Consider the following 12,513-nt stretch of genomic DNA (forward strand, 5'->3'; position numbering starts at 1 on the left):
AATAAAGATAATCTATTTGAAGAAGAAAATTTGAATAGAGAGACAGACTTATAAAAAATAAGCCTTGGATGATCAAAAGAGGTGGAGAAATGAAACAGTTCTTATTAAAGAGCAAAAGTGTGTTAAGCAATCATTTTGGATTCTTTCTGTTTGCCGTTATTTTATTGTGGCTCAAAACATATGCAGCTTATGTAACGGAATTCAATTTAGGAATTTCAAACACAATCCAAAAATTCTTGCTGTTTTTTAACCCGCTTAGTTCAGCAGTTCTATTTTTAGGACTTGCATTATTTGCAAAAGGGAAACGATCTTATATTTGGTTAATTATCATTAATTTGTTATTGTCGATTCTTTTATACGCAAACGTAGTATACTATCGCTTTTTCAGTGACTTTATTACGTTCCCGACATTAACACAAACGAATAACTTTGGAGATTTAGGTGGTAGTATTCTTGCGTTGCTACATCTTTATGATCCATTATACTTCTTAGACACGATTATATTAATTGTGTTAGTCGCAACAAAATTTGCAAATCCAAAACCAATTCGTGTTGCGAAGCATAAATTATCTCTAGTATTTGTAGTAGGTATTTTATTATTCAGTGTTAACTTAGGTCTTGCAGAGTCTGACCGTCCTGAATTATTAACAAGAACGTTTGACCGTAATTATATTGTGAAATATTTAGGTGCATACAACTACACAATTTATGATGGAATTCAAAGTGCGAAAGCATCAACAGAACGAGCATTAGCGGATGGCGATAATATGACAGAAGTACGAAATTATTTAACATCAACTTATGCAAGTCCAAATCCTGAGTATTTCGGTAAAGGAAAGGGAATGAACGTAATTTACATTCATTTAGAGTCATTCCAAAACTTCTTAATTGATTACAAATTAAATGGTCAAGAAGTTACACCGTTCTTAAACTCATTTACAAAAGATGCGAATACACTATACTTTGATAACTTCTTCCATCAAACAGGACAAGGGAAAACATCTGATGCGGAGTTTATGTTAGAGAATTCAATGTTTGGCTTACCGCAAGGTTCTGTCTTTACAACGAAATCTCATAATACGTATCAATCAGCACCAGCTATTTTAGGACAACAAGGATACACATCAGCAGTATTCCACGGTAACTACAAAACATTCTGGAACCGTGACGATATTTATAAATCATTTGGTTTTAATAAATTCTTTGATGCGTCATACTACGATATGAATGAAAAAGACGTAGTAAACTACGGATTAAAAGATAAACCGTTCTTTAATGAATCTATTCCGTTATTACAAACGTTGAAACAACCGTTCTATACAAAGTTTATTACGTTATCGAACCATTTCCCTTATCCAATCGATAAGGCAGAAGCAACGATTGAACCAGCAACAACAGGTGATTCATCAGTAGATACGTACTTCCAAACAGCACGCTATTTAGATGAATCTGTAAAAGGCTTCATCGATTACTTGAAACAATCTGGTTTATATGATAACTCAATTATTGTTATGTACGGAGACCATTACGGTATTTCAGATAATCATAATGCAGCAATGTCAAAAGTAATGGGTAAAGAAATGAACTCATTTGAAAATGCACAGTTACAACGTGTACCATTAATCGTTCGTGTACCAGGAGTGAAAGGTGGCGTACAACATCAATACGGTGGTGAAATTGACGTTCTTCCAACGCTATTACACTTACTAGGTACAGATACAAAGAATTATGTTCAATTCGGTTCTGATTTATTATCACCAGATCATAAACAAGTCGTTGCGTTCCGTAACGGTAACTACGTAAGCCCAACAGTTACTGCACTAAACGGCAAATACTATGATACAACTACTGGAAAACCTGTAGAATTTACAGATGAAATAAAGAAAAATGAACAAATGGTTCAAAACTCACTAAAATACTCTGACCAAGTCGTAAATGGTGACTTATTACGATTCTACACACCGGAAGGATTCACTCCAGTAGATCGTTCGAAGTATAACTATAACAACCGTGATAAAAACAAAACAAAGGTAAAAACGACTCCGGAAGGGGAAGCTAAATAATAAAAGGCGCTATTCATATGAATAGCGCCTTTTATTTGTAAATATACCATCATTATGAGACAGAACCAGCTGTTGCTTTTTGTTTTGCCTTTCCGAAGAAAACTACACTGACGATGATAATAATGATAAATGCCCATTTAACGAAAGGGTTACTTTCGAAAAATCCAGCGAACCACTTCTCATCTACAATCATTTTCGCGGCAGTATAAGCTAAAACGGCTGCTCCGATCGTAATGATGACAGGAAAACGATCCACCCATTTTAAAATTAATGTACTGCCCCATACGACTACTGGAATAGACACTAATAGTCCGATGATTACTAAAGAAAAGTTACCATGGGCAGCTCCTGCAACAGCGAGTACATTATCAATGCCCATTAACGCATCAGCAATAATAATGGTTTTAATAGCAGACCAAAATCCTTCTTCGGCTTTAATATCATGGTTTTTGCCCTCAGCGATCAGCTTGTAAGCGATCCAAATAAGAAGTACACCACCAATTAGGAGTAATCCAGGTATTTTTAATAACCAAACGACAACTAAGGTAGCGAGGGCCCTAATAGCGATTGCTCCAATGGTTCCCCAAATGATAACTTTCTTTTGTTGGTCTTTCGGTAATCTTCTTGCTGCTAATCCAATTACAATGGCGTTATCTCCGGCTAACACTAAATCGATTACAATAATGGCAAGCAAGGCAGACAAATATTCAGATGAAAGAAAATCCATATACATATCACTCCTTAAGAGTAATATGTGCTAAAGTGTTGATAATATAAAAAAAGGATTGAAATTGTATATTCAATTCTTTTTTGACTGTATGTTTTTATTTTGGATAAGTCGCTTTTGTAGTTTTTTACTTATCACGTTTCTTTCTTAAATTGATTCCAAGCTTCTTCAGTTTGCACTATAAATACGATTATATAACATCTACTTATTTAAACTAGGTTAAAGATAGCATGTGATATTTCAAAGTTAAATTTATTTGATAAAAGGAAAGGGACGTATACTATTGATATGGTGCAAGCGTGTATAGGTTTTCTCTATAAGGAAATTCTAAAAACGATAAAAAAGACTTGATAACCTACTAGAGGGAATCAAGTCTTTTCATTACATACGATTATCATGCCAGAAGTTTAATGGGAAGTGTTCGTTCTCATTATATGCTTCTAATTCATATCCTTTTTCTTTCAGTCCTTTAATAATTCCAGGAACTGCTTTTACTGATTGTGGATGAATATCATGCATAAGGATAACTTCTGTTGGATTTGTAGCACCATGTAACACGTTTTCTACAATTTTAGCAGATGCAGCATCAACTTGCATTTTGTTATATTTCCAGTCTAAAGAATCAATTGTCCAATCCCAAACTTTTAAGCCATTGTCTACAACTTTGTTGCGAAGAGCTTCGTTTAATCCTGGCATAGAGCCGTAAGATGGACGAGTTAATACTGGTGATTTACCTAAAACACCAGCGATTAAGCCTTGGTCTTCCTTCATTTCATCTACGTAATGACCTTCAGTGTAAAGTTTCTTGTAGTTATGAGTCATACTGTGCATCCCAACGTAGTGGCCTTCAGCATCTTCGCGTTTTACAAGATCAGGGAAAGCTTTTACGTTTGAACCAATTAGGAAGAATGTTGCTTTTGCATTTTCTTTCTTTAACATATCTAAAAGCTCAGCTGTGTATTTTCCAGGACCGTCATCAAATGTTAAATAAGCGACTTTTCTAACTTGCCCGTTATAATGTTTTGGAGCTTCTTTCGGAGCAAGAGATGTTTGAATCTCACTTACAAGTTGAACAGATTTTGCTTCATCCTCTGTACTAGCTAGAGCAGTATGTACTGATCCAAAAGCCACTTCGTATGTGAATAATACCCCCGCACAAACTAACATAGCCCTTTTTACTAAAGTTGTCATTCGAATTCCATTGTGCATAATTTTCCTTCTCTCTATAAAAGTTCTACTCTACTATATTAGCAATTATAGGTAGGGAAATGCAAAAAAACTTTTTTACAAGTGTAAAAAAGTTTACTCAAAAGTATGCAAGATTTTATATCAATTGCAGTTTTGAAAAATAGAATGAATTGAAACTTTATTATTTAAACTTTCAATCACCAAATCATACTTTCGTATCACTTCGTTTTCGTTCCAAATATTGATTCGAATATTTTGATTTTTATTAAAATATTGATAAAGAAACAATTACATGAAAAAAGGAGCGGGAATATGAATAATTATATTGGCACTACATGTGAAGTACAGTATTCCGAAAATGAAGAAGCACCTTCTCGCTGTAAAATTTGTAATGAGGAAAGGCCATATGTTAATCAAATTGGGCAGTCATGGATAACATTAGAAACAATGCAAAATAGCAATTTATACTAAAGTCCTATTGTTTATTAACTAATAGGTCTTTCAACTTAGGAAGCTCACACTAATGAGGGATGTTAAAGGGAATATATGTAACTTATACTAATTACTATAAAGCTTTGAAAAATGAAAAGGAGGAGAATTGCATGAAGAATTGGGTTCAATTTAGAATTGCAAGACCAACAGATAAATTTGAAGAAGTGATCAGTTTTTATGAAACAGGATTAGGACTAAAACGTATAGGGGAATTTCACAATCATGAAGGATATGACGGGGTTATGTTTGGATTACCAGATGAAGAGTATCATTTGGAGTTTACTACACATGTTAATGGAAGTCCATGTCCGGCACCGACAAAAGATAATTTACTAGTTTTTTATATGCCTAATAAAGATGAAATTGAAAAGATAGTGAATCGATTAAGTAATATGGGCTATCATGAGGTGGAACCAGAAAACCCGTATTGGATAGAGAAAGGAACCACAATAGAGGATCCAGATGGTTGGAGAATTGTGCTTATGAATGCATCTGAATAAGGAAACTATTTTCATATGAAATAGAGTGTAGCAAAATGATTTAGACATAAATCCCTACAGCGTTTGTAGGGATTTTTATATAAGAAAATCTTATTGAGAGAATTATTAAAATGTAGAAAGTATTTTGGTTAAGAATAAATGTAATCAATATCATTTATGCAGGAGGTATAGAAGTATGACATTAAAACATTTGTATGAGTTTTCTAAAAATGTCGGGAATACACCTCTCATTAAATTAGAATGCGAAGAAACGAAGAACCTTTCTATCTATGCTAAATGTGAATGGCATAACCCTACAGGATCAATTAAGGATAGGGCAGCACTTGGAATGATTAATAAATATTTACAAGAAGCGGACGAAAAACAAAATATTTTATTCTACGGAAAATTGTTACCATCAAAAAACTGTACATGTTAAACATACAGTTTTTTGATGGTGTAGCTGTGCGATGTTTAGAAATTTCACATACCGTACTTTCAAAATAAATATAGGAAAACCAAAAAGTAATGTAGAATATATCGTACATACATATATACAGTCAACATAAAAGATAAAGAGGTGGGTATATGTTACTTGAGGAAGTAATGCAGCAACTAGAGGAATATGGAACAGAACAAAATCGAAAAACGTATAAAAACCACGGAGCGAAAGAGCCGTTATTTGGAGTTAGTTTTGCGAATTTAAAATTGTTAAAAAAGAAGATAAAAAAAGATCATGATTTAGCAGTTGGATTGTGGGAAACGAAAAATATGGACGCAATGACATTAGCAACTTATATTTTAGACCCGAAAAAAATAACGACAGAACAGCTTAATAGTTTGATTCAGGATGTTGATTATTACTGTTTGATGGATGTTCTTATGAAATCTATATGTACTTCGCCAATTGCAATAGAAAGAATGGAAGAGTGGACAAAGTCTAATGATGAATGGATTGGAAGAGCTGGCTGGTCTTTATTAGCAAATATAGCGATTAAAAATAAAACGTTACATGATGATTTCTTCTCTCCGTACTTAGAAGAGATTAAAGAAAATATACATAATGAAAAAAATAGAAAAAAAGAAGCGATGAATAGTGCTTTAATCGCAATAGGAATTCGTAATGAAGACTTAGAGCGACAAGCGATTGAAATTGCACGTGAAATTGGAAAAGTAGAGGTTGATCACGGTGCAACGTCATGTAAAACACCAGATGCAGAAAGCTATATAAAAAAAGCGAGAGAAAGAGCCGAAAAAAGAAAGTGAAATAAGAAAAGAGGAACAGTTATGAAACCAATTGAAGCAGCACAAAACATAATTATATCACAATTTCCGAATTGTGATGTAGCTTTACTCGGCGGAAGCGTTGTACGAGGAGAAGCGACAAAAACATCTGACCTTGATATTGTAATAGTTGACCAAAGTTTAACTTCTTGCTATAGGGAATCTTTCTATAGTAATGGATGGCCTGTTGAGGTGTTTGTTCATAATTTTGAAACATATAAAACCTTTTTCAAAATGGATTGTGATCGAGGGAGACCGTCGTTACCACAATTAGTTTCAGAAGGGATTGCATTAAAAGGGGAAAAGGAAATTATTGAGAAATTAAAAAAAGAAGCGAATGATTTACTACATAAAGGACCAGCTAAATGGACCGAAGAAACGATTAAGCAGAAGCGATATTTTATTACGGATACTTTAGATGACTTTATTGGTGCAACAAAAAGAGAAGAAGAATTGTTTATCGCTAATTTATTAGCGGATTTAGTACATGAATATGTATTAAGAGTAAATGGTAAGTGGCTTGGGAGTTCAAAATGGTTTATTAGAGTGCTAAGAAGATATGATGAGCAATATGCAAACAAATTTGTAGTCGCTTTTGATCATTTTTATAAAACGGGAGAGAAAAATGAATTAATTCATTTTATAGAAAAGACGTTAGAACAGTATGGTGGAAGAGTGTTCGAAGGATTTTCTATTGGTAAATAAAAAGGGGAGAGAAAAATGAATGTACCATATGTTCAATTAAGAGAATTGACACTAGATGATGTAGAAGATCGCTATCAATGGTCATTAGATAGAGATGTAACAAAGCATTTAGTCGTACCAGATCAATATCCTCCGTTCACTCGTGGAGATACGAGAAACTGGATTGAAGCTTGTATAAGCCGAAAAAATGGTTATGAACAAAGGGCAATCGTTACTGAGGCAGGTATACATATTGGATGGGTAGACCTTAAAAATTTTGATAAAACAAATAAAAATGCTGAACTAGGAATTGCGATTGGAAATAAAGACTATTGGGGTAAAGGATTTGGAATGGCAGCTCTAAACAGCATGTTACAAATAGGTTTTTCTCAGTTTGAATTGGAGAAAATTTGGTTACGTGTAGATGAAGATAATACAAAAGCTAAAAAGAGTTATGAAAGTGCCGGATTTGTATGCGAAGGGTTAATGAGAAATGATCGATTGAGACAGGGGAAGTTCATTCATCGCAATCGTTACAGTATATTAAAAGAAGAGTATGAATCAAAAAAGTAGACTATAAAAATATTATGTAAATTAAAAAGGGGAAGATAAAATGATTCGATTACTTACAAAAGCGGATGCAAAACAATATTGGGAGTTACGTTTACAAGCATTACAAGTAAATCCAGAAGCATTTATAACGACTTATGAAGAAGCGGTACGTCAAGAAAATCCTCTTGAACGAGTTGCTAGTAATCTTTCATCCAATAGTAGTTTTACATTTGGTGCTTTTAATAATGAAAATCGTTTAGTTGGGGTTGTTACTTTATTAACAGAAGAAAAAGACGCATATAAGCATAAAGGACATATCGTTGCAATGTATGTAGATACTGAAAATCGAAGAAGTGGTCTTGCACGTGATTTAATACGTAAAGCAATTGAAAGGGCAAAAGAGATGAAGCTAGAGCAATTGAATTTAGGGGTTGTGTCAACGAACGAACCAGCCAAACGATTATATGAATCAATGGGATTTAAAACATACGGAATTGAAAAAAGGGCTATAAAAATGAATGGTGTGTATAGTGATGATGAACATATGGTGTTGTTCTTTTAAGAGAGGAAGTTTTGTATGAAAGATCTCTATTTAGAAAGAAATATGGACCCTCAAGTAGCGATTTTGTATGCGACGGTTGCTGATACGTTTAATAGATTGCAAAGGTTAGTCGAAGGTACTGAAGAGAACGAACTATCCTATAAAGGGTCTGAAAATAATGAAAATAGTATTGGGCAGTTACTTCAGCATTTAGCAGTTGTTGATTTACATTGGGTGTATCGTTTCAAGGGAGAAGATGTTCCGCCAGCATTTGAAAATAAATATGGTCCTATGTTAAATGAAGTAGGAGAATTACCAAGTTTAAGAAAAAACACATTGCAAGAGTTAATGCAAGATTATGAAGCAGTGCAAAAATTGTTTTATGAAGAATGTATGACACTAACAGAAACTGATTTAATGCGGGAAGTTTTGTATGAAAAAGGGGAAACTGCGACAATAAGATGGGGAATATGGCATATAGCAGATCATAATCGGTATCATCAAGCCCATATAAATCGATTGAAGAAATTATACAGAGAATATAAACTACATATTCTTTAATTTTTGAATGAACGAACGCCCCTAAATAATAATTAAAGGAGGCGTTTGTTTTTATTCGTTCGCTTTTCTTCCCAAGCTATCATTAAATTTTTATGATAATCTTTTGGTTTCTCAATAGAAAACCAGTAAATTGAATGTGCAATAGTTGGTAGCCATCTTTTATAGCGGATGTGTATATTTTCATGGTGAGTATAGTGGGTCGAGATTAAAGTAGATTTTGACCCTTGAAAATTTTGATATGTAATGGCCTCGATTTCATACCAATGCACTTTATTCCCATGTAAATCTACTACAATTCCTTCATCATCCCAAAGTGAAATGTAAGTTTGTATGTAGATTTTTCATCGCGTATACTAAAATATATGTCATAGAGATAAAAAATTAAATACAAGGGGTTTTACAATGAAAGCAATTGTTATAGGGATACTGGCATCATTTTTCTTTGCCTTTACTTTTGTTTTAAACAGGGCAATGGACTTAGAAGGTGGAAGCTGGATTTGGAGTGCATCATTACGGTATTATTTTATGGTTCCAATGCTATTACTTATTGTTATGTATAGAGGGAACTTAAAGCAACTCTTTCAATATATGAAAAACAATCCGAAAGAATGGTTAGTGTGGAGTATCGTTGGATTTGGTCTCTTTTATGCACCGCTTAGTTTTGCTGGAGCGTTCGGACCAGGTTGGCTTGTTGCATCAACATGGCAAATTACAATCGTTGCAGGGATTTTGTTAACACCATTTTTTGCGGTGGATCCACTACATAAAAAACTTCCGATGAAGGAATTAGTTATGTCGGGCATTATTTTATTCGGTGTTGTTCTCATGCAAGCAGAACATGCTTCTTCATTAGGTATTCGTGAAACCGTTTTATGTGTAGTTCCTGTACTTATTGCAGCATTTGCGTATCCTCTTGGAAATAGAAAAATGATGCAAGTTTGTAAAGGGGAATTAGATGTATTTCAGCGAGTACTCGGTATGACATTAGCAAGTTTACCATTTTGGTTTTTATTATCTGGTTACGAAGTATCAACAGGCGGATTACCGTCAAGTAGCCAAGTTTTTCAATGTTTTATTGTAGCAGTTAGCTCTGGGTTAATCGCGACAGTATTATTTTTCTTTGCAACAGATCTTGTGAAAGATGATCCGCAAAAATTAGCAACAGTGGAAGCGACGCAGTCTGGTGAAGTTTTATTTGCGCTAGTAGGAGAGCTGATCTGGTTATCTGCACCAATTCCGTCATCATTATCTTGGATTGGTATGAGTCTCGTTATTATTGGAATGATACTTCATAGTTATGTGGCTGTCGTTGTAAAAAAAGAAGAAAAAATAACGGCGTAATGAGATTAGCTCTTTTTATTAAGAGTTAGTCTTTTTTTCATAGAAAGGGATGAAAGTATGAATATACATCGCGTTGAACAAATTGAAAAAGATTCAATATTAAATGTGCTACAATATGCCGTCGGTCCAAATGAAATAAGCTTAAAGAAGGCAATAATATTTTATCAAAGTAATAAAGGGACTTTGTACAAATATGAAGAAAAAGCTTGTCTAGGTATTGAAATAATCGGAGAAACTAAAGCACGAATATGTCATATAGCAGTGGCTCCAGATTATCGTCAAAAAGGAATAGCACTACAAATGATTAAAGAGATTGTAAGAGTATACCAATTGACTTATATAGAAGCGGAGACAGACGATGGGGCGGTAGAATTTTATAAAAGAATTGGTTTTCAAGTTAAAAGTTTAGGAGAAAAATATCCAGGGATAGAAAGATTTCATTGTTACATGGAAAAATAGCATGAAAATATATAATTGTACATATTGAATATAGTTTGAAAAAAATAATAATTTCATTATATAATATAGGTATCTGGAAAAATATAGATAAAAGAAGATAGGTGTATAACACGTGAGAATGGAGAAAAGTAAGTTTATAAAAATAGCTACTTCAATAGGGGTGTCATCTTTTTTATTAACAGGTTGTGGTGATTATGAAGAAGAAACTGCTCAGCAAGAAAGTACAGCTGTTAAAACAGATGGTGCAAAACAAAGAAATGAACAAGAAACATTAAATTGTGATGATAAAGCCCCAACCAATGAAAATGTAGAGAAAGATGAGTTATGCAAGGAAAATAATCCGTCATTTTCATCTTATCATGAAAACTCTCATTTACCGATACTTCCATTTGTAGCAGGATATTTATTAGCGAGTAGAACTTCAAATATGAATTATACAGCAAAACCAAATTTAATGAAGAAACCGTATGCAAATAATGTTATTCCATATCGTGAAAAAGATGAGCGTAGAACAGGTGGCGGTAGTAGCGGTGGTTATACTGGTGGTTCTAACGGTAACAATAATACTTCCAATAAAGTAGATTTAAATAAACAGCAGCCAAATCCATCCAATAAAGTAACACCAGATACAAATACGCCAAAATCATCTACTACGCAAACACCGAAAGTAAACTCTGGTTCAAGTGGAATTGGAAACGCAAAAGCGCCAGCAGGATCCTAAAACGAAAGGGTAATGGAGTAATGTATACAGAACGAGAGCAAGAAGAGTATATGAAAGTATGGTTTTCACTTGCAGAAGAGGCTAGTAGGAATGGTTTCACTTGGCCTAGTCTGTTAGAGAATGAAGAATGGAATCAATATATGGCAACAGGGATGTATCGCATGCCAGCAAAAACTTATACTGCTATCTCAAAAGCGACAGAAGAAATCATGTATGTGTTATATAGAACGTATCAATATATTGTAAATACGACAGAAGATTTTCAAAAACTTGGATTCCCAGCTGAAGCGTGGGAAATGGCGAGAATGAAACATAATGGTTTATTTTCATATTTTACAAGGTTTGATTTTATCGTAAATGGTGACGATATAAAATTAATAGAAGTAAATTGTGATACGCCAACAGGCTATTTAGAACCGTCTGTCGCAAATGAAGTGTTATGCCGTTATCATGATGTAAATCACCCAAACCATATAGAAGAGCATATTGTGCAGGCATGGGAACAAATTAAACATGACTATCATATAGGCCCTGAAGAGACGATATATTTTACTAGTTATGATTGGCACGATGAAGATAGTCAAACGGTTCAGTTTTTAAGAACGTATTGCTTAAATCAGTCAACGGACTATGTAGGAATACAAGACATTGTCGTTGCGGAAGATGGTATATATACGCCGAGTGGAGAAAAAATAAAATATTTATATAGACTGTATCCAATAGAGTATTTAGTAACGGACGTTGATAAGAATGGAAAAAGGATTGGTTTACAATTTTTAGATCATATTGCGCAAGAAAGAGTGAAAATTATTAATCCGCCAGCCGCATTTGTTATGCAAAACAAAAGTGTACTCGCACTAATTTGGAAGCTTTATGAAGAAAGTGTTTTCTTTACAGAAGAAGAGCAAGACATTATTTATAAATACTTTCTACCAACATATTTTTCAAATAAGCGATTTCTAGAAAGACATGAATCATACGTTTCCAAACCTGTATTTGGTCGTGAAGGTGGCGGAGTATCTATATACGAAAATGATGAATTATTAGCTGAAGATAAAACAGAGTATTACTTTGAACAAAGGAAGATATACCAGCAATACATAGAAATGCCTGACTATACCATTGACACATGGGATGGTCCATATACTGGTAAACTATTAATTGGCTCTCACTGTATAAGCGGAAGAGCAGCAGGCTTATTTTTACGTGTAGGTGAGAAAATAACGGGAAACTTATCAATGTTTACTGGGGTTACAATTGAAGGATAAAGTAAACAAAGAGCTCATCATTTGTGATTAGCTCTTTCGTCTATGTATAAAACAGCTTTTTATGGTGGGGATGTAAAATCTTCACTTTCTTTTTGTGTTTTAAATCTGAATATTATAATTTAAATGTTTTTTTGTGTAATCATATTACTATTT

At 33.7% G+C, this 12,513-nt stretch carries 13 protein-coding genes and 2 pseudogenes; 13 read left to right on the forward strand and 2 right to left on the reverse strand.

The window, feature by feature from the left end; all coding sequences use genetic code 11:
* The first annotated feature begins 89 nt into the window (after positions 1–89).
* Positions 90–2,063, forward strand: coding sequence for a lipoteichoic acid synthase (ltaS, locus tag GBN78_RS25000; RefSeq protein WP_000808774.1), 1,974 nt, complete (start codon positions 90–92; stop codon positions 2,061–2,063).
* A gap of 52 nt (positions 2,064–2,115) precedes the next feature.
* On the opposite strand, the gene GBN78_RS25005 is transcribed toward ltaS, so the two are convergent.
* Together GBN78_RS25005 and GBN78_RS25010 are read right to left on the reverse strand one after the other, a co-directional pair.
* Positions 2,116–2,790: a TerC family protein gene (locus tag GBN78_RS25005; RefSeq protein WP_000346956.1), complete on the reverse strand. Its 675-nt coding sequence runs from the start codon at positions 2,788–2,790 to the stop codon at positions 2,116–2,118.
* 381 nt (positions 2,791–3,171) lie between these two features.
* Positions 3,172–3,999 carry a peptidoglycan-N-acetylglucosamine deacetylase gene (locus GBN78_RS25010; RefSeq protein ID WP_098299691.1) on the reverse strand — a complete coding sequence of 276 codons (828 nt, stop codon included), beginning with the start codon at positions 3,997–3,999 and terminating at the stop codon, positions 3,172–3,174.
* A 291-nt stretch (positions 4,000–4,290) separates the two neighbouring features.
* Here GBN78_RS25010 and GBN78_RS25015 point away from each other — a divergent pair.
* The 12 genes and pseudogenes from GBN78_RS25015 to GBN78_RS25075 form a co-directional block, all read left to right on the forward strand.
* Positions 4,291–4,446, forward strand: a pseudogene (locus tag GBN78_RS25015) (hydrolase); the annotation flags it as partial.
* Positions 4,447–4,580: 134 nt separating this feature from the next.
* On the forward strand, positions 4,581–4,970 hold the full coding sequence (locus GBN78_RS25020; protein ID WP_000800670.1) for a VOC family protein: 390 nt from the start codon (positions 4,581–4,583) through the stop codon (positions 4,968–4,970).
* A 175-nt stretch (positions 4,971–5,145) separates the two neighbouring features.
* Positions 5,146–5,385: pseudogene (locus tag GBN78_RS25025) on the forward strand (pyridoxal-phosphate dependent enzyme); the annotation flags it as partial.
* A 152-nt stretch (positions 5,386–5,537) separates the two neighbouring features.
* Complete coding sequence (locus GBN78_RS25030) at positions 5,538–6,215, forward strand: DNA alkylation repair protein (protein WP_098299692.1); 678 nt, start codon at positions 5,538–5,540, stop codon at positions 6,213–6,215.
* A 21-nt stretch (positions 6,216–6,236) separates the two neighbouring features.
* The gene (locus GBN78_RS25035; RefSeq protein ID WP_098299694.1) at positions 6,237–6,938 is read left to right on the forward strand and encodes a nucleotidyltransferase domain-containing protein; all 702 of its coding nucleotides are present in this window, start codon (positions 6,237–6,239) and stop codon (positions 6,936–6,938) included.
* 15 nt (positions 6,939–6,953) lie between these two features.
* Positions 6,954–7,490 (forward strand): GNAT family N-acetyltransferase, encoded by a 537-nt coding sequence (locus GBN78_RS25040; RefSeq protein WP_001102495.1) that lies wholly within the window; start codon positions 6,954–6,956, stop codon positions 7,488–7,490.
* A gap of 40 nt (positions 7,491–7,530) precedes the next feature.
* A complete protein-coding gene (locus GBN78_RS25045) occupies positions 7,531–8,031 on the forward strand; it encodes a GNAT family N-acetyltransferase (RefSeq protein ID WP_000620317.1) in 501 nt (166 codons plus the stop codon).
* Between the two features lie 15 nt (positions 8,032–8,046).
* Positions 8,047–8,571, forward strand: a complete 525-nt coding sequence (locus GBN78_RS25050) for a DinB family protein (protein ID WP_000654220.1) — start codon at positions 8,047–8,049, stop codon at positions 8,569–8,571.
* A 402-nt stretch (positions 8,572–8,973) separates the two neighbouring features.
* Positions 8,974–9,912 (forward strand): DMT family transporter, encoded by a 939-nt coding sequence (locus GBN78_RS25060; protein ID WP_000644587.1) that lies wholly within the window; start codon positions 8,974–8,976, stop codon positions 9,910–9,912.
* Positions 9,913–9,969: 57 nt separating this feature from the next.
* Positions 9,970–10,371, forward strand: coding sequence for a GNAT family N-acetyltransferase (locus GBN78_RS25065; RefSeq protein ID WP_001020845.1), 402 nt, complete (start codon positions 9,970–9,972; stop codon positions 10,369–10,371).
* A gap of 112 nt (positions 10,372–10,483) precedes the next feature.
* Complete coding sequence (locus GBN78_RS25070) at positions 10,484–11,092, forward strand: hypothetical protein (RefSeq protein ID WP_001242222.1); 609 nt, start codon at positions 10,484–10,486, stop codon at positions 11,090–11,092.
* Between the two features lie 20 nt (positions 11,093–11,112).
* Positions 11,113–12,360, forward strand: coding sequence for a glutathionylspermidine synthase family protein (locus tag GBN78_RS25075; RefSeq protein ID WP_000287883.1), 1,248 nt, complete (start codon positions 11,113–11,115; stop codon positions 12,358–12,360).
* The last annotated feature ends 153 nt before the right edge of the window (positions 12,361–12,513 follow it).

Origin of the sequence: Bacillus sp. B2-WWTP-C-10-Post-4 (genome assembly GCF_009183805.1) — a bacterium.
Taxonomy (GTDB): domain Bacteria; phylum Bacillota; class Bacilli; order Bacillales; family Bacillaceae_G; genus Bacillus_A; species Bacillus_A cereus.